Below are 21,223 nucleotides of genomic sequence, written 5' to 3' on the forward strand. Positions count from 1 at the left end.
GGGAATTATAACACCGTACCAGGGAACCATAACACCGTACCAGGGAACCATAACACCGTACCAGGGAACCATAACACCGTACCAGGGAACCATAACACCGTACCAGGGAACCATAACACCGTACCAGGGAACCCTTTGTTACCGCTTTAACTCAATTACTCGATCGCGGTTTGCCGAAGTCTGAATCGGTTAATCACCAGTTTTTCCAGTTCAATCCAAACAAACATTAAAGCACTGAAACCAAAACAAACCAAAAGTTCTTGAGGGCTTAACCAGTGAGTGCCAAAGAAATCCCGCAGGGGAGCCACATAAATTAGCATTAATTGTAATGCAGTGGTCAAGGTAACAGCACTCATAACGTAAGGATTGGAGAAGGGATTGAGTTGCACGGTTAACTGAGTATGGGAACGAATCGCGATCGCATGTCCCATCTGGGCTAAACATAGGGTGGTAAATACCATCGTCTTCCACCGATCTGGATCTCCCGATACCTGGGCGTAGTTATATGCCCAGACCATGAGTATGATGGTCAATATGGCAAAGATAATCCCAATCCGCACCATATAAAGCCCCAACCCACGGGCAAAAATACTCTCGCGAGGATTGTAGGGCGGGCGCTGCATCACGTTGGGTTCGGCGGGTTCCATGGCTAGGGCGAGAGCGGGTAATCCGTCGGTGACAAGGTTCATCCACAGAATTTGTAGGGGGGAAAGGGGCACACCACCCAAGCCAATTAACGGCGCCGCTGCAATGGTAAGCACTTCCCCGATGTTGCTTCCCAGAATATATTTAATGAAGCGGCGAATATTCGTATAAACCACTCGACCTTCTTCCACAGCATGGACGATGGTGGCAAAATTGTCATCCAGCAGAATCATATCGCTGGCTTCTTTACTCACATCGGTGCCCGTAATGCCCATCGCTACGCCAATATCAGCTTGCTTAAGGGCGGGGGCGTCATTAACTCCATCCCCCGTCATTGCTACAAATTCACCTTGGCTTTGCAACGCTTGGACGATTCGCAGTTTGTGTTCCGGGGACACACGGGCGTAAATACTGATATGGTTAACCTGTTGCTCTAATTCGGCTTGAGAGAGTTTTTGCAAGTCTTGACCGGTGAGGACTAAATCCCCGTCTTTAGCAATTCCCAGATCAGTTGCGATCGCTCGCGCCGTTAACTGATGATCTCCTGTAATCATCACCGGGCGAATTCCCGCCTCCCGACATTGAGCCACAGCCTCCCGCACCTCTGAACGCGGCGCATCCAGCATTCCCACTAATCCCAGCCAGATTAATCCTTGCTCGCTCTCTTCCCAAGAACCTTCCGGGGGTATGTCTGGCAAGAGCTTATAGGCAAATCCCAATACCCGCAATCCTTTGCCTGCCATCTGGTTATTTTGTTCCAGAATCTGCTCCCGTTGCTGCGGAGTTAGTTCACCCTCCTGAATCCGGGTGCAACGCTCTAAAATTAACTCCGGTGAGCCTTTGGTAAACATGATGTAGGATGTAACCTCTTGCCCATTCTCCATCTGGCAAATCACACTCATGCGCTTGCGTTCAGAGGAAAAGGGAAACTCGGCTACCCGGGGCAACTGTTGACGCAAGGACTCTTCAAAAAAACCTGCCTTACCAGCCAAGGATAGCAACGCCCCCTCGGTTGGATCGCCCAAAATCGTCCATTCCTGCTTTTCCTGCTGCAATCGGGCATCGTTACAAATTACACAAGCGGTTAACAGGGTTTGCAAGTCGGGATAGTCTTGAACGGTGATGGCTGACTCCTGAATCCGGAATTCTCCAATCGGTGCATACCCTTCACCTGTCACCGCAACGGTATCCCCAAGGGTGTGAACGAACTGGACAACCATTTTATTTTGGGTGAGGGTACCGGTTTTGTCAGAGCAAATCGTCGTCACAGAACCCAGGGTTTCCACCGCAGGTAGCTTACGAATCAGGGCGTGGCGGCGCACCATCCGCTGGGTGCCGAGGGCTAGGGTAACGGTAACCACAGCAGGCAACCCTTCCGGGACGACTGCCACTGCCATACTTAAGGATACTTCTAAGAGTTCTTCAAACAGTCCCAATCCCCGGTTCAGGATACCCCCGACGACAACCAGCGCTACCAAGATTAGGGAACCACTTACTAAAACATTTCCCAACTGAGACATCCGCTGCTGTAGCGGCGTGGGTTCTGTTTCCACCGATTGCAGCATTGTGGCAATTCGCCCTAATTCCGTCTGCATCCCGGTGTTGGTAACCAGTACCTTTGCCCGCCCCTGAATCACTTCGGTTCCCTGAAATACCAAGGTTACGCGATCGCCTAAGGGGGCGTCTTCACTCAGTTGCACGTCCGGTTGCTTGTGTACCGCCTCGGCTTCCCCAGTTAGGGCAGATTCCCGGATTTGCAGGTTTTGGGCTTCAATCAGACGACCATCAGCCGAGACTTGTACTCCCGCTTCTAATAGCATGACATCCCCCGGCACCAATTCCTTACCGGAAATTTCCATCAGTTTCCCATCTCGCAGCACCCGTACTTTAGGGGAAGAAAGGCGTTTGAGGGCGGCGAGGGCTTTTTCAGCACGGCTTTCTTGGAGATAGCCTAACAGACCATTTAAAATCACGATCGCAAAAATCGCGATCGCGTCTTTGGGAAACACCCCATTTCCTAAATCCAGTATCCCTGACACGATGGCTACGGCAATCAGCATCACTAACATGATATTCGTGAACTGATCCCATAAGATTGCCAGGGGACTACGCCCCAAGTTTTCTGTTAATTCATTTAACCCATACTGCTGCTGCCTCTGGGCAATTTGTGCGGGGGTTAAACCCCTTTCTGTGTCACTTTTTAGACGTTCTAGTGCCTGCTCAATGTCCAGGGTATGCCAGGGTTGAGTGGTATCAGAAACAGAACTCGACGATACAGATGATGATGGAGTAAATGACATAGTTTGCGGTAATTGTGCTAAAGGAAAAAACGTTTATGGAGAAACTCAATGTAGGGTGGGCAATGCCCACCTACCACTTATGGGGTTTCAACTCATTGCCCTTATTTGAGCAACTATTTTTTTAAAAGAAAATGGGAATTACATGAGAACTTTGCCAGAGTGCATAAGCAATAAAAACAAACACTAGAGTCACTAGAACAGTTAGTCCGTAGCCCACACACATCAGCAAGCCATCTTCTTCTAAGGTAGCAACAACCAATAACAAAATCGCGGCGGTTGGCATCGGATTCGTGAAAGGAAACGGTAACATCAGTAGCACGCTTAGCCAAGTCATACAAAACCCATTCCAGCGCCAAATTTTAGGACTTTCCGCTACCTTTAGCCAACGAGGACGCACAATTTTTTCCAGCACCCTCATCACTCGCTTCAAATTTTTTAGCAGTTTTAAACTCAGGCTAGGGGGAAATCGAAAGTTGGCAACTTTTCTAGGTAACCACGGTTTTCTCCGTCCTAAAGCCATTTGCACGGATAACACTAAGCAGCCTAATCCTAATATACTTGATGCTCCGGGAGGCATGGGAAACAAAAAGGGTAAAACTAATAAGCCAATCACCAAGCTGAATCCTCGCTCAGAAGTTTCTGTGAGAATATCTCTTAGCGTTAGGGGTTGATGTGTTAATCGGCTGAGTAGGGACTCAATGTCTTGAGTAAATTTTAGGTGCATTTGTCATTCGTCTTATGTCTTTTGTCTTATGTTATTTGTCAGGGTCTAAGAACTATTTATATAACTTAATCGAGTTGGGTTTATTTCCACCAATCTATTTATAAAAGGGGACAAAGTAGAGCCAATAACTGTAGCCACATCATTTAAATGGGTATAAATTGACAATTTATTGAGTCGGTGCTATACCATACAACCAAATAATCAGCAGTGGCGTGATTACCGTCAGCAGCAAATTGAGAGGCGCCCCAATTCGAGTGAAATCAAGAAACTTATAGCCACCAGGTCCATAAACCATTGTATTCGTCTGGTAGCCAATTGGAGTCAGGTAGCTGTTAGAAGCGGCAAAGGTGACAGCAAACATAAAGGCAAGGGGATTGAGTTCCAGAGTTGTGGCAACATTAGCGGCAACGGGTATCATGAGAATTACGGCGGCATTATTAGAGAGGAGTTCGGTTAAAATAGACGTCGCTAAGTAGAAAAACATTAAAAGCCAATAGCCAGAAAGATTCCCACCTATGGCAACTAAATGACTCGCTAACCATTCCGTTGCTCCCGATTTATCCATAGCAATGCCCAAGGGAAAAAGTCCAGCTAAAAGGAAAATAATATCCCAGCGCACAGCGCTATAAATCTCTCCCGGTTTCAGACAACCTGTTACAATCATCAAAATAACTCCCGCTAATGCTGTCACTAAAATTGGCATCCAATCAAAGGCAGCAATAACCACAACACCCAGCACAATCGCCAGAGCAATTCCTGCCTTGTCTTGTCGGAGTGTTTCGGTGTCTCGCTGTTCAATTACCAATACATCGCGACTGGTTTGTAATCCGATTAAACTTTGCTTAGGTCCTTGTACCAAAAGCAAATCACCAAACCGTAAGGGGATTTTACCAATTCGTTCTCGCCGCAGTTCCTCTCCTCGCCGAATTGCTAATGCAGTAACATTATAGCGTTGGCGAAACCGTAACTCTTTCAGGGTAGAACCGATGAGATTAGCGTTCGATAAAATTAAGACTTCCGCCACGCCTTCTTCCGCTGAACTGAGTTCTGTTTCCCCTAGGGTTTTCTGCCCAAACTGAACCTCTGGAAGAATATCCAGTCCCCGTTTGGTTCTAATTTTTAATAAATCGTCTCGACTACCCCGCACGAGTAAAATATCACCGACGGCTAAGATTTTATCCGCCAAGGGTTGAGGAAAATGGATATCATTACGAATGATTTCTAGTACATCTAAATCGAACGTCCGCTGAATTTTACTAGAACGTAGCGTTTGTCCCACTAAACTTGATCGCGGGGTGATCACAACTTCGCTAACATAATCATTAAGACCATAGTCTTGGGCAACTAAATCGCTGGTAGACGGTTTGCGATCGGGCAGAAGTCGGGGTGCGGCGAGAGTCAGGTAGATTAATCCGACAATAAAGGTAATAATACCCAAGGGGGTAAACTGAAATAATCCAAATTCGCCATACCCCAATTCCTTAGATATACCACTTGCCACAATATTGGTGGAGGTGCCAATTAAGGTAATCATCCCCCCTAAAACTGTGGCATAAGATAGGGGAATGAGCAGTTTAGAGACAGAGATGTTCTGCTTTTTACCCCAATCTTCCACAATGGGTAAAAAGACAGCGACAACCGCCGTATTGTTAATAAAGGCAGTAATCGAACCGACAATCGCCCCCATGACAAAAATTTGTTGTCTGGGATTCTTTCCGCCCCATTTAATCAGCACGTCTCTAACCACTTGAATCACACCGGTGCGTCCAATTCCCTCACTCAGAATAAACATTGCCATTACTGTAATGGTAGCAGAGTTACTAAAGCCAGAGATTCCTTCTTCTGGGGTAACTAATTCCAAAAGCATCAAGACAACGGCAATAAGCAGGGCGGTGATATCAACGGGAAGCCATTCAGCAATAAACGCAATTAAAGCGAGGATTAAAATGCCAAGGGTGAGGGCAATTTGCATAGATTATTTAATAATTTTTCAGATAAAAATTTTGAATTCAGTAAAATGTCGAATGACGCTCCCCACCGTTAACTTTAATGAAAGTCCGACTACTTCGTTCCATTCACCAAAGTGCTGGAGACGGCAAAAGCAAGGATTGGTTTATTTTGTACTATCGCTTCACCCAGGAAGCAGAGTAGGTTTTAAGTCCAAAGTCCAGTTATTAAGCATTTTTGAATCGCGGCAACCCTTGATACATCGTAGGGTGGGCATTGCCCACCAGAATACGAGAAGGTAGCGGCAAACTCCTAAGCGGATAACGTCCAAAAACCCATACAGGTTTGGCTTTTTGCCACTTAGAACAAGCTACCACCGCGATAACGGCAGCTAAATTAAACTGAAATAACATCTGGAATGCCTCTGACTCTCTGTAGGTACAACGAATTAGAGTAGTACCAGCTCCTGAAACTGACGAGATCAATACATTACACAGAATGCTGATTCTTCAGTCTCCTCCCAATGCCTACGGAGTTAGCTGACGGGCTAGGACTGAGAGTTGTCCCTCTCAACTCAGCGTTCGAGTGTGAGATACGCCCCAAAAGTTGGTTCCCCCGCTCCAGCTTCACCGTGCTTGTGAAACAGGTTTCTCAGTGAAGTTCTGGATTAAGCTGACTTACTCGACTTAACCTATGATCATATTGCTGCTGGAAAAAAAAGTCAATACTGTGTCTCTACAACGTAAAAAAATTTCAGATGTGTTGGGACTTACCAGAAAAAGCGAATCGTAATATATAAAGCTGCCGTTATTAGTTGTATCACCATTACAGGTACGCCGTAACGTAAAAAGGTTTTAAAAGAAATCCGGCGTCCATGGAGTTCAGAAATACCCGCCGCCACGATATTGGAAGAGGCACCAACGAGTGTGCCATTCCCTCCCAAGGTAGCACCAAACATCATGGCATAGAAAAGGGGTAGTACTTCTGGGGGAAATTGACCCTCAAAGGTGGGAGATAGGACATCTGCTCCCACAGAACCCACATTAACCAGGTACTGTTTAAGCAGTGGCACCATTGCCACTACTAGAGGAATATTGGGAACAACACTGGAGAGTAAACCAACCAAGAAAAGTAGTAAGAGTGAACCGAGGAAAATATTTTGTCCCAATAGTACGGCGAGTAGCCGGGACAACCCGCTGACGATACCCGTTTTTTCTAGTCCACCAATGATCACGAAAATAGACATAAAAAAGAGTAAGGTACTCCAGTCTACATCCCGTAAGATGTTGTTAACAGTATCAATCTTGCTATGGTGAGCCAACAGTAACGCTAACGCCGCTCCCATCAAAGCGACAGCCGCTGGGGAAATTGGAATAGGCAGTGAGTCTCCTACAACAAAAAACACCAGCACAAAAGCCATGATAAACCCCCCAGCGATTAAAACTCTAGGATGCTGAATTTTAGGGTGGGGCAGTTGATTCAAATTATCTAGCTTTTTATGCCAAGTTTTTGGGAATAAGAAGGGCAGCATAACGACAATCACAGCAATGGCAATTCCTCCACCTAAACTCAACTGACTTAAGTAGTCTATAAAGCTGATATTGACGGCATCTCCTACAATAAATGTTGCTGGATCACCGACAAGTGTGAGTAATCCAGCACTATTAGCCACCAGCACCATTAAAATGAGTAATGGCACGAAGTTTACCCCAATGTCCTGTGCTAATGGTGGCAGTAAAGGGGCTAATAACATTACCGTTGTCGCATTTGGCAATACCGCACAAATAGGGGTAGTAATAGCGACAATCCCCAGCAGAAGTCGCTTTCCTTCTCCTCTCGCTAATACGACCATTTGTGTGGCTAAGTAGTCAAATAGTTTAGTCGGTTCAAATGCCCGTACCAGAACCATTACGCCAAAGAATAAAGCCAGGGTTGCATAACTCTGACTGATGTAGCCAACAGCTTCGTTCAGCGTCATAACGTGGACAAAAATTAGCAGTAATGCCCCCAAAAAAGCCGCGATTGTTAGGTGCATCCATTCAGTCATAATTAAGATAATGACACCGGCAAAGGTTGAAAATGCAATAATCTGAGACCAGGTTTCCATAAATTCCCTCATGATTGAAGTGGATAAGGGGAAGATGTTCAATGAAAAAAGCAAAGGATAAAGGGGGTAACCCAAGCAGATTGGATAAAAAAAATCCACCCAATTCCTAGATCGTAAATCGAGTTATAGGGGTTTACAGAGACGTTGCATGCAACGTCTCTACTGGGTTACTGATGTTTTAGAAGAGCGGTGTCATCGCGTCAACCTATACCAATTCCACCCGCAACAAATGACCGCAAAGCTAAACTGAAACGACATGGCAACGCCTCAACTTCAAAAAGCAGGTACAAAAAAACTGAGCAGTACCAGCGCCTGAAACTGATGAGATCGAGACATTCCTAAAAATGCTGATTCTTCAGTCTCCTCTCAATGCCTACGGAGTTAGCTGACGGGCTAGGACTGAGAGTTGTCCCTCTCGACTCGGGTTTCGAGTCTGAGATATGCCCCACAATTTGGTTCCCCCGCTCCAGTTTTCACTTTGTTACTCAAATCGGTTTCTCAGTGAAGGACTGGATTAAGCTGACTTACTCTAGCTAAGCATCAATGATAACATAATGGGGTGACATCCTACTCCCCCTAACCCAACTTTTTATTCACAACTTCTACCGGAGCGCACTCAGGTAGGATCAATCACGAAAATTTAACTTCTACCACTAGATCGTTAAAGTCCTTGTCACCGCCCCCGAAGAGGTCTTCAAAGCCAAAGATATTATCCCCGAAAAGGCGAACATGGTCTCGACCATCGGGATTGGCTTGTCCAAAGGCAAAATAAGCAAAACTATCGCCACTTGCTTGGTTATCAGGGTTGTGCGCGAGAAACTCTTCTACCGTTCCATCGGCAATTATAAAAGGTGCCAGTAAAGCACCACCGGGTAGTCCTTCGTTTAAATTAACCTGTTGTGCGATCGCAGCCGCCGCATAACCTGCTTCATTGTCAGAGATGACTTAGAAGATTGTACTGGGTATTGTGATAAGACTATGAATTTTTAAGAACTAATATATTAAGGTTTTGATGCACTAGAGGCGTACTCCCTCTCTATCCTCTAAGATTAAATTTATTTGCTCCATTTCACGCTCAAGAGTAGTAGAGGTGGTCATGAGTACCCGGCGGCATATCTCAAAAAAAGTGTCCTTTGATGCCTCGTTTAGTCCTGTAACTAATCCGTTACAAACCCGTGGGTTTGGTAAGGGTATTCAAGCCAGACGTGCAGCGTTACCGACAACTAATCTGTTGCAAACACGTCCGTTTGGTTCCTCTGCTATGACATCACCTGAACAGCCGGATACCCGCTCGATTGAAGCACAGCAGTCAGACGCTGCTAATTTTGGTTATAACGGGGCTAACATTCCAATTCATGCACCTGTGACACCGCCCCTACTGATACCCATTCAGAAAAAGGAAGGGGAGTTAGGGTCATGGTATCAGCCACCGATGCCGATAATTGCGCCGATGTTAAATCCGTTGAATCGAATCCAGACTCAACCCTTCCCTCCAGCTCAAACCTCTGAATCTAAACCAGAAGGGAACGCCACCTTAGAACGATCAACCTCTGGGGAAACAATTCAGCGTTTGTGTTCAGAATTTGACAATCCCCGCCCTATAAGAGCGAGGATTCTTCCGTCGCAGGGATTCCAGTGAATTTACCCTCAGAAAGCATCTTGACCGTGTGTCCCACGGCTGCAAGCCCACGAATGCAGACTACTTGGGCGGCTGCAACATCTCTATCGGTTGTATAGCCGCAATGATCGCATGAATGAATGCGCTGGGATAGTAGCTTTTTGCCCGTTTCCGTTAGGCAGTTGGGGCATATCTGGCTTGTTTTCCTAGCGTCGGTTTTGAGGAAGAATACACCACGCTTAAAGCAGCATTGCTCTAATATTTGCAAAAACTGACCCCAACCAGCGTCTAGGCAATGCTTACCCAGCATCCCTTTAGCTAGCGCCTTAAGGTTGAGGCTTTCAGCAAATATCATACCCGCCCAGTCGCACAGGTTATGGGCTAGCTCCCAGTGGTAATTTTTTCTAATATTGGCTATCCGTTCATGCAATCGGCTTACTTTGGCTTGTGCCTTTTTTCGGTTGTTACTTCCTAAGCGCTTTTTGGCTACTCGTTTTTGCAGCAATTTAAGCTTGCTTTCAAGTTTTCTAAAAGGCTTGGGGTTAGGAAATAATCTTCCGTTAGACACAGCGACAAAATGACTAATCCCTACATCTATCCCTATTGCTTCCCCGTGGGGTGCTGGCTGAGGCACGTCTAAATCCCATTGGAGGGTTAACATGACATACCAGCCAGATGCACGTTTAACCACACGGGCTTGCTTGATGGTTGCGCCTTCTGGGATTGGGCGCGATTGGTTAAATTTAACTAACCCAATCTTGGGTAGCTTAACCGCGTTCCCTTGAATGGGGCTTTTCCCTAATTGGGGAAAGACAAATGACCGCATTGCCCCAACTTTCTTAAACCGTGGGAACCCATGCCCATTTTCCCACATACTGACAAACGCTTTTTCTAGACGCTTAAGTGTCTGCTGTAGCACATGAACTTGGACGGCTTTAAGTGCCGGAATGTTAGCCCGTGCAACGGTTAAACCGCGACATTGACTCGCGTATGTAGGGCGTTTAGTATCAGCCGGGATGATGTATTCGGATCGGAGTGAGCAAGCGTTAATTTGACAGCTACGGGACTTAAACCAGTCTTTACGCTCACAAAGGGCATAATTATAAACTTTGCGGCATTGTTCTAGCCATTCCTCAAAAATGGCTACTTGATTTTTGGTTGGCTTAAGCTTGAATTCGTAGGTTAGATTAAACACTTTGCATCACCTCCTGACACCATTATACAACTTTTTGACAAAATAGCAGGACGATTTTTCAAAATAAAAAGCCGCCCTATAAGGACGGGGCTTGTATCCCAAATTTTCGGTCAGAAGAGAATAACTCAACATTGCAAACTAAATTAGTTGGAGATGTCGCGATCGCAACCCCCTCGATTATGGTGCAAAGAGACGCCAATGCCTGTCCCGTACCCCCCAAGAAAGTACCACCCCAAACCAAGAAACCACCCAAACCCGCATCCAAGGATGTGAAAACAGAATGTCTTGGCGGCGAGTGTCACTCCTTAATCGTTGATGATGGGGGTAAAGGCGAGATCATCCAGCCACAGGTTGTCCTCAATCCAACGGGGAAATCTAGCCACGATTTGTTCAAAGAATTATTCACACCACCCGATCAGCTTAATGGGCTACCGATGATGAGCCTCTCGGAATTGATTAAAGACTTAGTGCGACCTAGTATTAAGGATAAAGTCCAAGGGGCTGTTTTAGCTAACGCCAAGAGTTTTGATGATTTTCTCATCCTGCGGGGAAGTTTACCAGATATTATTAATGGGTTAAATACCTTAGAACAGGGGGTCAATGACTCCAGCCTAGATGATGTCTTTTTGAAGAAAGACGAGATTCCCGGTGTCCCCGATGAGCGCTTCTTGGTGAAGGATCGAATTAATGCCTTGAGAACCCTTTGTGAAGCTCAAAACGATAACCCCAATACCGCCACTGACGCCAAAGCCAGCGATCGCCAGCGGGTGGTTGCGATCGCGATGTCTCAGGTGGGAACGGTATTTGGAGATGTCGCTGAAGCGGTTCAACCCGATTCACCCCAAGAGGGCAAAGTCAGAGTTGGATACCAGCGAATTGCTGAATATTTTGCCACAGCTTTGGGTGATCCCTCTTATTTAGATCCCTCTAGCCCTAACCACAAGCAGGTTAAGCATAAAATCGCCGGGAATGTATATGAGGGCAAAGATGCGACAGGAAAGACAAAAACCAGACATACGAACGATATTCTACCGGAATGGTGTGGGATTTTTGTCCTGTGGGCGTTCAAGAGTGCTGGATTTGGGGTTGGCGTCTGGGAATACGGTACATCGATTCCTCATATTGCCGGCTTTAAGCCAGTAGCGAAAACTGAGGTGAAACCTGGAGATGTGGGGATGGTAACTCGCAAATCGCACCAATTCATTGTTGTAAAAATTAATTCAGATGGCGATACTCTCACTACTGTTGAAGGTAACACGGATAGCAGTGGTAGCCCTGTGGGGGGACAAGTCTTTATGCACAGTTCAAAACGAGCCCTATCGACAACAGATGTTGGGTTCTTCCGCGCTGAAGATTTGGCATAGTTCTCAATCCGGCTGAACTTGCCCCGTTTGAGTAGGGACAAGGCTCCAGTGGATAATAGACTAAATCCTTCTTTAGCTACCCCCGTTATAACCTAGTCCTTGATTTAACCGAAACAAAAGAAACTGCGTTACCTGTGCTTCATTAAAGTTATCATCACTAACCAATACCAAACTCCGACTCCCATCTGGCAACCGTGAACCCAAGGTCATACCTTCCAGATTATCTACATAAATTCCCAAGGTACTCAAATCCAGCAGCAATTTTTTCTTCACCGGATCAAGGCGCGAAATATCCCCCTTGAGACTGGCAATATTAGAGGTATCCGTCGCCCCACCCAGCGTTAGTTGATAAATTTGGGCGCTGAGTCCCAACAACCCATAACTCCGTTCTAAACTGAGAAAGTGACCTTCTGTATCTAATGCCACTAATTCCGATAACCCATAATCAATCGTCCCTTTCGGGGCGGGAGCCAGTGGATACAAATGTTCCGCTACCAGCAGGGGTGGGGCAATGTCGCTAATTAAATAATGCAGTAGCCGAATTCGGGGAACGTCATCTGAATCTGGGGGTAAACTATCTTGAATTAACGCGGATTCAGTGGCTGTAAATAGGCGAAAGGGATCGCCACTGGCTGCTGCTAACGTAACCGGTTCTAAGGTTAAGGCTTCAAAGCCTAAGTTTTCTTGTACGCCACGGGGAAGTTGTTCCTCTTGCGTATTATTATTTGGGAGAAAACGATCAGGAATTCGCAAGCGTTGTAACGGTTGTCCCGTTTGGCGGTCAAACTCTTGAATAACGGGTTCAATTCCCCGACTGGGAACCCCTTCAGTGGAAATAAATACGCCCCCTTTACCCGACAGGGCGATTCCTTCGGGGTCAATGGTTCCTGGGGGATAGGATTTGCCGTTTTCGTCTTTAAGGATGGTTACATCCTCCACGGTGACGGATTCAATGCCAATCTCTCCTGCCGAGTCGCGGTTAATATTCAGCGCTAGGGTGTAAAATCGGGCGGGCGCGAGATTTGACCGATCATCAGACAGTGCCAAAAAACGATCGCGATTTCGATCATAGGTGAGGGCGGATAAGCCGCCGACGGGAGTATCCTCAAACATCATCGGTTTGGCAAGTTGGTACATAGCCAAAAAGTCCAAGGATAAATCCAGAAACGTCCGCTGTTCGGCGGTTCTAGCGGTAGAGGGACTACAGCTAGTCGTCAACAGGCTCAACAACGCGATCGCAACGACTAAGAGTCGAGATAATAAGGGGCGAAGGAGCTTGATTTTTAGGAAATTTTGTGTTAAATGCTCAATCATAAGAAATGTCAAAAGTCTTAGGGTAGGGGCTTGCTTGAGCCATCTTGCCCGTTTAGATGGGCAAATTAAATACACAGCCGTTTGAAACTCTAAATTGATTTTAAACGTCAATGGTCATTACATTAGCAGATAAAGTCAACTAGCCTGCCCATAGCTTGACTATGGACGAGGTATCTAGCCGTGAAAGATTGATGATATTTATCAGAAATCGAGATTTAAGTCCTGAACTAAAGTTCTCCTCTTAAAGCTAAAACCGTGTTGCATCTTATACAGATTAAATTAATGAGAAAAGTTCAACTACTCTTTTGCATAGCAGCGCTCTGGGTAGGGTTAAGTGGTGGAACATTAGCCCAACCCGCCGAAACGAATCCACCCAATCCTCTAGAACTAGATACCACCGCTGATCCTCTGCTTCCCAATCCTCCCGTAGAACGCCCCTTAAGCCCCTTAGAACGCCGCCGACTGGGTGAAGCCCTCGATCAACTGAATAATCAAGCCGCCGCCGAACTCAGGGCGGGAAATCTAGAAGATGCGTTTGATATCTGGTATCGAGAAATTCGTTTACGGCGAGTCCTTGGGGGACGATTAGAAGAAGTCAAAACCCTAGGGCGTGTGGGCGAAATTGCCTGGAGTAGGAATGGGAAATCCCAGGTACAGTTGATTACCAAACGCTTAGAAACTATTCAGAAAAATGCTGAGGAAGAAGGAGACTTAGATCCAGAACTTTTAGGCGCATTAGGTCAAGCCTATCGACAGATACGAGTGCCCAGAAAAGCCTTGGCTATCTATGAGCAAATTTTAGCCGATGCTCGTCAACAAGGTGATCGGCAAACTCAAGCCGAAATCTTAGAAACAATCGCACAACTCCACTTGGCTTGGTTTGACTATCCCCAAGCCGCCGTCATTTATGAAGAATTACTAGTAATAGCCCAAGCAAGGCGCGATCGCGTGGCGGAGGTTAACTATCTACAAGAACTGATCAACATTTATAAGCAATCCCAGAAACCCGAAAACGCCCTGCGGATCAAGGAACGGTTAGTAGACAGTTACCTCAACCAAGAAAACTATACTCAAATCCCCGCCCTGAAAGTTGCCATTGGTGCTGATTACGAAGCCCTGAATCAACCCGAACAAGCCTCTCGAAGCTACCAGGAAGCTTATGCACTCGCTTGGTCATCGCAACAGTTTGCTTATGCCAGTGATGCACTCGAAAAATTAGCCCAACTCTATTTATCTTACGACCAACCCGACTATGCCCTCAAGGTTTACGAAACCTTGATTATTGTGGAACAACAGTCGTACAATTACTATGGATTGATGCAGGCTTATGATCAAATGGGTCAGATTTATCTCGCCCAAAACAACTATGATCAAGCCTTAGACGCTTTTCAAAATGGTCTAGTCTTAGCCCAGTCGTTGCAGTATCAAGAAACCCATTTTGCTCGTCAAATTGAGAGAGTTAATCAGGAGGAAACAAGTAATAAGTGATCATTCATAAGCATACCCTCGAAGGTTGTGACGGGTCAATTGTAGGGGCGGGTTTAATAAGATTAGAGCCAAAAAAACGATAATCCTTAAACCCGTTCCTACACAATCCAACCTGACAACTATTTTGATTTATGTCTACCAAATGTATCCTGGTCATTGATGATGAACCTAACCTTTGCTTAGTGATCCAAGCTTGCCTCGAAACGATTGGCAATTGGCAAGTGATCACGGCTGAATCTGGCAAGAAGGGACTAAACTTAGCCCAAACTGAACAACCTGATGCGATTCTCTTGGACGTGATGATGCCGGATATGGATGGGTTGACCCTATTTAAAGAGTTGCAAAAGTCTCCCAGCACTCAAAAAATCCCTGTAATTTTACTCACGGCAAAAGTATTTAACAACGAAATAAGTCAATTTAATCAGTTAGGTATTGCTGGAGTTATTGCTAAACCCTTTGATCCAATGACGTTAACTAAGGAGGTGACTAAAGTTTTAGATTGGTCATAATGTATTGGGTGCATCCCCTTTTGGCAGTAATCCCCGACACCCGATGAGGAGTTTGAACTCCGGGCTAAGAGCTTCCGTCTAAAACTCTTAAGCTTTTAGTCTTAGAAAAAACCGGCTGATTCGTAGAGACGTCTGAGAACAGCCATAATCCGATCGCCATACTGCAAGTCAGCTGACCAACGTCCGCTCAACTGCTGGACAAGCGGCGCAATCCCACGAGTGACAAAGCGAAACCGGGGACTGACGACTTCTTGTACCAAAGGTTCTAAACTAGCGTAGGCTTTTAATTGTTGAATATGGGCACGAACTCCTAATCTGGCGCTGGGGAATGTCGCCCCCTCCGGATCACCACCGACTGATCCTAAGCCGCCAAAGTTATTTTGACTAGGTTTCAAATCGCCACCAAAACGGAGGAAGTTCGTTTCTACCATGGCTTGAGCAAAAGCAATATCATAATTAACCCCTTCAATGGCGGCTTCTTCTCGGTAAAGCTTGGGTAAGTCCGGAAACTGAGCGAGGGCGTCTTCATTATTGGCTTTGAGAAACATCATTAACTGCACCTCTGACGTATTCCCATGTGCCATAATTCGGTCAATTTGACCCGGACAAATTTGTAAAATTGAGCGCAAAATTACCGTGCGTGTCGCCGCATCCCAACCGACTGCAATATTATAATCTCGCAATTCAATCGCTTTAACGTAAACCACTCCCCGATATTGGAGACGGCGAATACCTGGAATGGTGGTTAAATCGACACCCAAGCGGTCGGCTAAGTCAATGGGAATATAGGCATTGTTATTAACAATAATGCCTTGCTCTCCATAAGTTTGATTATTAATAGTGATATTAATGGGGGGATAGGTAACATCCGTTCCATTTCCCGGTTCCGTTCCCGAAACCGCCCGACTCCACGCCGCTAGTCCGTCAGAAATCCCTAACGCCATCTCGCGGCGGCGATTTTGAATAATAAAGCGATCCTCTGGATTGGTGAGATAGCCAACCTCCATTAACAGTGAGGGGAGAAAAGTATCGCGGGTAAAGGACAGAAAACCCATCCCTGTCGCTGTATCCGGCTTCGCCCCTCGGTTCGGCAATTGGGGAAGGCGTCGCAGTAGTGCGAGTAGGATCAGTTCAGCATGATTTTTGCGTTCGGTGTTATTGGCGATGTAGTAAGCCGTAGCCCCTCGGACACTGGGATTGGGGGAAGAACCAGCATGAATTTCCAGCGCCACATCCCCAGGACGATAACGAGCATTCATCCATTGGATTGATTCGGCTGAACTCAAGTCATCGGGGACAGAGAGAACCTCAAAGCCACGCGATCGCAACTCTGGGACAATCTGATCCCGCAGCAGAATCATCTGTTGAGCTTCCGTTGTACCGCCTGCGATCGCGCCTAAATCGCGCCCCCCTTGTTCAATTCCTCCGTGTCCGGCAGAAATAAAGATTCGTCCCATTAGTTACTTGTCCTCAGCACTGATCATTCGCACTCACCGCCACTAATCCAGAATAAGGATTTCGGGGTCTTTCGGCTAGTGCTTAACCGTATCAGTTTTGCCTCACCTCCATCCAGGGAGGGAAATGGGATAGAAACGTAGCACACCATCTCTAGAAGCCGGAGATAGTGTTACCATTTGTCATAATTAGGTTAAATGTGGTTTTTATCTGGGCGAGCGGCTATGGCTAAGCGCAAAAAGCACAATCTTCAATGGATCAAAGAAACCCTAGAGCTAAAAGAAGACCACAACTGGACATCTAAGCCAGGACATCGGATCTTCGTAGCAGGGCGAGGAGCATTGCGCTTTGATGTTCCCGAAGATTGGCATTTTGAACCGGATACCAAATCATTTCGGTTTCTGGACAACAAGCCACCCAACGATGATTGTCGCTTAGAAGCGTCCTATAATCTACTCCCCCCAGGCGACTGGGCTGAATTTCCCTTAGTTTCTTTATTAAAGCGAGTCGTGCGAGATGATGAGCGCAATATAACTGAGCATGGGGAAATTATTCAACTGAAGCGCCAAACCGCCCGCCTCGTCTGGACTCAATTCAAATTTATTGACCCCCACGAAAACCGCGACGCCTATTCCCGCATCTGTATTGGCTTAGGTTCTGGAGTTCAATGTTTGATTACATTTGACTACTGGGTAGATGATGCAGAGCGCCTGAACCCCGTCTGGGACACAGTAATGGACTCATTAGTGCTTGGGTTATTTATCCGCGATCCCAGAACCGGCTTCGCCTTCCCAGATTAGTCCCTGCTTTTGAGTCTTTCAGATCCCCGACTTCTTTGAAAATTCGGGGATCTTACCCAAAATGAATTTGAAAACATACCCCAAGACTCTGGATTTAACATCCCCTCCCTAACCCTCCCCGTCGTCTTGGGGAGGGAACTTTTTGTCCCAGCATCCCTCAATTACTGCTGCATCTGAGTTGGCAAAGCACCAGGTTGTACAGTAACCTCAACATTTTTGCGATCGCGGCGTAATTCTAGGTTTAAATCGCTACCTATTGGCGTCGTTTCCACCGCATTTTGTACATCTTCGGCATCTTTGATCGACTCACCATTAATTTTATGAATCACATCCCCAGCGCGTACCCCAGCTTTATCCGCAGGAGAATTCCGCATGACTCTGGCAATTAGTACCCCTTTATTTTCATCAACGGTAAGACCCGAATTCGGATTTTTATTGATGTTTTCTTTCAACTCAGGGGTTAACGTGACCATCTGAATTCCCAAGAATGGATGTTCGACTTTCCCGGTGGCGATTAATTGTTGTGCAATCCGTTGCGCTGTATTAATCGGAATAGAAAATCCTAACCCTTGAGCGCCTTGAATAATTGCTGTATTCATCCCAATCACTTCACCTGACGCATTTAGCAGAGGTCCACCTGAGTTACCGGGATTAATTGCGGCGTCTGTTTGGATAAATTGGACACGCTTATCCGGAACGCCTACTTCTGAACTGGAACGTCCTGTCGCACTGATAATACCTGTGGTGACGGTATTATCTAATCCTAACGGATTCCCGATCGCGATCGCCCATTCCCCCGGTTTGAGTTGTTCCGAATCCCCTAAGGTAACAATGGGGAGATTATCAGCTTCAACTTTGATTACTGCTACATCGGTTACGGGGTCAGTTCCTAGCACCTTCCCAGCAAATGTGCGACCATCTTTGAGAATCACATCCACTTGATCCGCACCATCAACAACGTGAGCATTAGTGAGAATCATCCCATCGGTATTGATAATAAATCCCGAACCCGTTCCCCGTTCTACTCGCTGCTGCGGTTGTTCCGGAAATTGAGACCCGAAGAACTCGCGGAAAAACGGGTTATTAAATGCATCGGGAACTTGAGACTTCACAGTTTTGGAGGCGTTAATCCGCACTACTGCAGGTCCCACGGTGTCTACAACGTTAGTAATAAAGTTAGTATTTTGGGGAGTGGACAGGTTAGCTGGAGGAATGATTCCTCCCAAAACCTGAGAGGATTGGGGAACTAGAGATTTGGTTGAAATTTGGGGATTACCGGAGATGAAAGAGTTGGCGCCAAACGTAACACCAGCGCCTAGCAACATCAGGGATAGATAGGTGACTGCTTTTTTTATCGGGGAAGCGTTACTATCATGAGATTTGGATGTTTTCGTGTTGAATACCATAATTATTCTACTCTTGAAATATGATTGATTTGGATGATGCCAGTTACAGTTTTTCGGAGTTTGGTTGATTCGTTTACAGGTAGAGAAAACCCGAATCATGATCAATCTTCTCCTACCTACCCATGGCTAACACCCCAATTGACGCTGTGATAATTATTTGCTGATAAGGTATTAACCGGGTCTGGCGTCGGGGGCGTGAATCAGTTGACTATCTGGAATCACGATGACCTATCGCTTACATTTATCAATGTAGATACTCTTTGTGACGGGCTTATGACAGTGTGGTTTCGCTGATGTGAAGATTTCTGGATTTGTGCTGTAGCCTTCCCGTCTCTTCCTGGGAATGCTCCTGTTGAAGTTTCTTCCTCCCGCAATTAATTATAAGATACTCCCTCTTGCATGAGATTCGATTAGAAATATATTACAACAACTCCCTGGCTATGGCGAGGATACTGTACCACTACAGCAACTGGATATGAAACGCTTCTCGTTCTCTCAGCAAACATTCCAACAAATCGAAATCAACAATATTCATGCCGTAATCGGTGATTTGAATACAACAATGTGGTCTCCCAGCTCCCCCAGCTCCCCCTGTTCCCTATTAAACAGATTTCCAAATCCCTCCCTCTAACTGATAAATCGCTGCCATAATGCCATTGTCTGGATTATCTAGCAACGACGCCTTGACTTCTTGTAAATAATCCCGAATCGCTTCTCGTAAAACAGGACGCTCGACTTTCACTGTATGCTGATAATCCCAAACATCCCAGATAATAATTCCCACGCCAACAATCGGATCAAGAAACTGAGCGCCAAATTTACCAGCCACAGCGCCGCCAGTTTTGGCTGCCATTTTAGCGGACGCTTTCCCAGCAAAGGATACAGCAACTTTACTGCCAATCTTGGTAACAACGGGAATCATGGCTTTGGCAAATAAGTACGTACTCCCCCCAACTAATACCTTTAACGATAAGTTAGAAAGATTGCCTTCAGTATCTTGGATAGTTATCGCAATATCATCTAAATAGCGCTCCCATTCTCCTTGAGGAATCTGGTACTGAGTTTGAATGTTAGAAATGTTTTTTTCTAAGTCAGCGATATACAAATTCACTGTATCTCTGGTGATATGTTCCAGTTGGAGTTGAGCAATTTTAGGTCGGAGGACTCGTTTGGTGAATTCAGTTTGAAATTCCTCGGTCATTTTTTCGGCGACGGCTTGATTGGGAGCCTGTTTAGTGGTATCCATCCAGTGAGAGACGGCTGAAGATACCCAGACGAAGGGAGCGCTAAACTCCAGTTTCTTTTGATTAAAATAATCAAAATACCAATTTAGGAAATTGCCATCAACGCGACTCATGAGTTGATCAACCCACTCATCAAGTTGGTCTTTTGCAAACTGTTCTGCTGTATGATGAGCATGGGTGATAGCGGTTGCGATCGCGCGATCAATCTTATCCTGATCCGGTACAGTCCGATCAATGGTGACAATCTCACGGGTAGGCTTGTGTGAACTCCCAGAATCGGTTGATAATGAACTGGCAATAAAACCGCTTCCAATAAGTGGGATAATCACAATCAGGATAACCGCCACCCAGATATAAGGAGTAACTGACTTAATCAACTGACTCCAGGCTTGCAGGCGAGTCGTCTTTTCCGTATAGGTTGGTTTTTCAGATGGATTGGCTGGGGACAAGGTTGGTTTATGAGTATCGTTAGACGGCTTTTGGGTTTCCTCAGCGTTAGTTGATAGTGGCGCAGATGATTGAGTAGAAGTATGATCTGGGAATCGCTCTTGGTTCATTGGTATTCTTGATTTGATAAGACCGCTAATCTCCTTTTAACTCACATCTTGCACCAGTCTCACCAACCGCCTTGGGTTGAAACCCACCGAACTAAAAGCTCAAGTCACAACAAAGCTGACTGGATAAAAGTTTTAGTCGTCGTCTACAATCATCTGGCTGGCGCGATCGCTCTTGCTCCAAATCACTCCCTGATCACTACTCACGTCGCCACTAGCCAGTAAATTGGTAATATAATTCAATCCAACATTAGCGTTGACGCCCAGACCAGACAGAGAAACGACTGAGATTGGCATCATTGAAGGATAAGCCTATTTTAGGTAAGGTAGGTACAGGCAACAAAGCGAGGAAAGCGGCTCAACAGAGTTCGGTGATAAACTGGGGTTGATTTGGCACGAGTACCGTTTCCATTGACCTCAAAACTACTGTTCCTGATGTAGCCGACTATGGCGGTATAAACCTAAAACTCAAAAGTCTTTTGTCATCAGAGGTTCAGCTTGTTTGCTGGGTTTGTAAATTTACGCCTTGCTGTACTTATGTCAAGCGCTGTTT

Annotated in this window: 17 protein-coding genes, 1 pseudogene and 2 riboswitches; of the genes and pseudogenes, 6 read left to right on the top strand and 12 right to left on the bottom strand. The window is 46.0% G+C overall.

Annotated features, from left to right (window positions below):
- Positions 1–150: pseudogene (locus tag RLO19_RS07190) on the top strand (hypothetical protein); the annotation flags it as partial.
- A 5-nt stretch (positions 151–155) separates the two neighbouring features.
- On the opposite strand, the gene RLO19_RS07195 reads toward RLO19_RS07190, so the two are convergent.
- The 6 genes from RLO19_RS07195 to RLO19_RS07220 all read right to left on the bottom strand — a co-directional run bounded on the left by RLO19_RS07195 (position 156) and on the right by RLO19_RS07220 (position 8,665).
- Complete coding sequence (locus RLO19_RS07195) at positions 156–2,945, bottom strand: cation-translocating P-type ATPase (protein ID WP_446355099.1); 2,790 nt, start codon at positions 2,943–2,945, stop codon at positions 156–158.
- A gap of 121 nt (positions 2,946–3,066) precedes the next feature.
- Positions 3,067–3,669, bottom strand: coding sequence for an exopolysaccharide biosynthesis protein (locus RLO19_RS07200; RefSeq protein WP_446355100.1), 603 nt, complete (start codon positions 3,667–3,669; stop codon positions 3,067–3,069).
- A gap of 166 nt (positions 3,670–3,835) precedes the next feature.
- On the bottom strand, positions 3,836–5,641 hold the full coding sequence (locus RLO19_RS07205; RefSeq protein WP_446355102.1) for an SLC13 family permease: 1,806 nt from the start codon (positions 5,639–5,641) through the stop codon (positions 3,836–3,838).
- 202 nt (positions 5,642–5,843) lie between these two features.
- Positions 5,844–6,029 carry a hypothetical protein gene (locus RLO19_RS07210; protein WP_446355104.1) on the bottom strand — a complete coding sequence of 62 codons (186 nt, stop codon included), beginning with the start codon at positions 6,027–6,029 and terminating at the stop codon, positions 5,844–5,846.
- A 96-nt stretch (positions 6,030–6,125) separates the two neighbouring features.
- A riboswitch (cyclic di-AMP (ydaO/yuaA leader) is annotated at positions 6,126–6,275 on the bottom strand.
- Between the two features lie 110 nt (positions 6,276–6,385).
- A complete protein-coding gene (locus RLO19_RS07215; protein ID WP_446355105.1) occupies positions 6,386–7,723 on the bottom strand; it encodes an SLC13 family permease in 1,338 nt (445 codons plus the stop codon).
- A 355-nt stretch (positions 7,724–8,078) separates the two neighbouring features.
- A riboswitch (cyclic di-AMP (ydaO/yuaA leader) is annotated at positions 8,079–8,229 on the bottom strand.
- Positions 8,230–8,353: 124 nt separating this feature from the next.
- A complete protein-coding gene (locus RLO19_RS07220) occupies positions 8,354–8,665 on the bottom strand; it encodes a DUF4114 domain-containing protein (RefSeq protein WP_446355137.1) in 312 nt (103 codons plus the stop codon).
- A gap of 154 nt (positions 8,666–8,819) precedes the next feature.
- On the opposite strand from RLO19_RS07220, the gene RLO19_RS07225 reads away from it, so the two are divergent.
- Positions 8,820–9,362 (top strand): hypothetical protein, encoded by a 543-nt coding sequence (locus RLO19_RS07225; protein ID WP_446355107.1) that lies wholly within the window; start codon positions 8,820–8,822, stop codon positions 9,360–9,362.
- Here the strand turns inward: RLO19_RS07225 and RLO19_RS07230 are convergent.
- The gene (locus tag RLO19_RS07230; protein ID WP_446355109.1) at positions 9,322–10,536 is read right to left on the bottom strand and encodes an RNA-guided endonuclease InsQ/TnpB family protein; all 1,215 of its coding nucleotides are present in this window, start codon (positions 10,534–10,536) and stop codon (positions 9,322–9,324) included. The genes RLO19_RS07225 and RLO19_RS07230 overlap by 41 nt on opposite strands.
- Before the next feature lie 131 nt (positions 10,537–10,667).
- On the opposite strand from RLO19_RS07230, the gene RLO19_RS07235 reads away from it, so the two are divergent.
- Positions 10,668–11,900 carry a hypothetical protein gene (locus RLO19_RS07235; protein WP_446355111.1) on the top strand — a complete coding sequence of 411 codons (1,233 nt, stop codon included), beginning with the start codon at positions 10,668–10,670 and terminating at the stop codon, positions 11,898–11,900.
- Positions 11,901–11,972: 72 nt separating this feature from the next.
- Here the strand turns inward: RLO19_RS07235 and RLO19_RS07240 are convergent, their stop codons facing one another.
- Positions 11,973–13,325, bottom strand: coding sequence for an esterase-like activity of phytase family protein (locus tag RLO19_RS07240; RefSeq protein ID WP_446355112.1), 1,353 nt, complete (start codon positions 13,323–13,325; stop codon positions 11,973–11,975).
- A gap of 171 nt (positions 13,326–13,496) precedes the next feature.
- On the opposite strand from RLO19_RS07240, the gene RLO19_RS07245 reads away from it, so the two are divergent.
- The gene (locus RLO19_RS07245; RefSeq protein ID WP_446355114.1) at positions 13,497–14,702 is read left to right on the top strand and encodes a tetratricopeptide repeat protein; all 1,206 of its coding nucleotides are present in this window, start codon (positions 13,497–13,499) and stop codon (positions 14,700–14,702) included.
- Between the two features lie 131 nt (positions 14,703–14,833).
- Complete coding sequence (locus tag RLO19_RS07250; protein ID WP_446355116.1) at positions 14,834–15,211, top strand: response regulator; 378 nt, start codon at positions 14,834–14,836, stop codon at positions 15,209–15,211.
- Positions 15,212–15,312: 101 nt separating this feature from the next.
- Here the strand turns inward: RLO19_RS07250 and tftA are convergent, their stop codons facing one another.
- Positions 15,313–16,668, bottom strand: a complete 1,356-nt coding sequence (gene tftA / locus RLO19_RS07255) for a hormogonium tapered terminus morphoprotein TftA (protein WP_446355118.1) — start codon at positions 16,666–16,668, stop codon at positions 15,313–15,315.
- A 222-nt stretch (positions 16,669–16,890) separates the two neighbouring features.
- Here tftA and RLO19_RS07260 point away from each other — a divergent pair, with 222 nt between their 5' ends.
- Entirely contained in the window at positions 16,891–17,466 is a 576-nt protein-coding gene (locus RLO19_RS07260; RefSeq protein WP_446355120.1) for a hypothetical protein, read from the top strand.
- A gap of 161 nt (positions 17,467–17,627) precedes the next feature.
- Here RLO19_RS07260 and RLO19_RS07265 read toward each other — a convergent pair whose 3' ends face one another.
- From RLO19_RS07265 to RLO19_RS07275, 3 genes are all read right to left on the bottom strand, one after another.
- Positions 17,628–18,872 (bottom strand): HhoA/HhoB/HtrA family serine endopeptidase, encoded by a 1,245-nt coding sequence (locus tag RLO19_RS07265; protein ID WP_446355122.1) that lies wholly within the window; start codon positions 18,870–18,872, stop codon positions 17,628–17,630.
- Positions 18,873–19,473: 601 nt separating this feature from the next.
- Complete coding sequence (locus RLO19_RS07270; protein ID WP_446355124.1) at positions 19,474–20,673, bottom strand: hypothetical protein; 1,200 nt, start codon at positions 20,671–20,673, stop codon at positions 19,474–19,476.
- A gap of 132 nt (positions 20,674–20,805) precedes the next feature.
- The gene (locus tag RLO19_RS07275; RefSeq protein WP_446355126.1) at positions 20,806–20,970 is read right to left on the bottom strand and encodes a hypothetical protein; all 165 of its coding nucleotides are present in this window, start codon (positions 20,968–20,970) and stop codon (positions 20,806–20,808) included.
- Between the last annotated feature and the right edge of the window lie 253 nt (positions 20,971–21,223).

The organism is Coleofasciculus sp. G2-EDA-02 (assembly GCF_040226375.1).
GTDB lineage: Bacteria > Cyanobacteriota > Cyanobacteriia > Cyanobacteriales > Coleofasciculaceae > Coleofasciculus.

Bases quoted from the DNA above. Each gene is read 5' to 3' on its own strand.
- RLO19_RS07195 (WP_446355099.1), bottom strand. From the start codon at position 2,945: ATGTCATTTACTCCATCATCATCTGTATCGTCGAGTTCTGTTTCTGAT.
- RLO19_RS07200 (WP_446355100.1), bottom strand. From the start codon at position 3,669: ATGCACCTAAAATTTACTCAAGACATTGAGTCCCTACTCAGCCGATTA.
- RLO19_RS07205 (WP_446355102.1), bottom strand. From the start codon at position 5,641: ATGCAAATTGCCCTCACCCTTGGCATTTTAATCCTCGCTTTAATTGCG.
- RLO19_RS07210 (WP_446355104.1), bottom strand. From the start codon at position 6,029: ATGTTATTTCAGTTTAATTTAGCTGCCGTTATCGCGGTGGTAGCTTGT.
- RLO19_RS07215 (WP_446355105.1), bottom strand. From the start codon at position 7,723: ATGGAAACCTGGTCTCAGATTATTGCATTTTCAACCTTTGCCGGTGTC.
- RLO19_RS07225 (WP_446355107.1), top strand. From the start codon at position 8,820: ATGAGTACCCGGCGGCATATCTCAAAAAAAGTGTCCTTTGATGCCTCG.
- RLO19_RS07245 (WP_446355114.1), top strand. From the start codon at position 13,497: ATGAGAAAAGTTCAACTACTCTTTTGCATAGCAGCGCTCTGGGTAGGG.
- RLO19_RS07250 (WP_446355116.1), top strand. From the start codon at position 14,834: ATGTCTACCAAATGTATCCTGGTCATTGATGATGAACCTAACCTTTGC.
- tftA (WP_446355118.1), bottom strand. From the start codon at position 16,668: ATGGGACGAATCTTTATTTCTGCCGGACACGGAGGAATTGAACAAGGG.
- RLO19_RS07260 (WP_446355120.1), top strand. From the start codon at position 16,891: ATGGCTAAGCGCAAAAAGCACAATCTTCAATGGATCAAAGAAACCCTA.
- RLO19_RS07265 (WP_446355122.1), bottom strand. From the start codon at position 18,872: ATGGTATTCAACACGAAAACATCCAAATCTCATGATAGTAACGCTTCC.
- RLO19_RS07270 (WP_446355124.1), bottom strand. From the start codon at position 20,673: ATGAACCAAGAGCGATTCCCAGATCATACTTCTACTCAATCATCTGCG.
- RLO19_RS07275 (WP_446355126.1), bottom strand. From the start codon at position 20,970: ATGATGCCAATCTCAGTCGTTTCTCTGTCTGGTCTGGGCGTCAACGCT.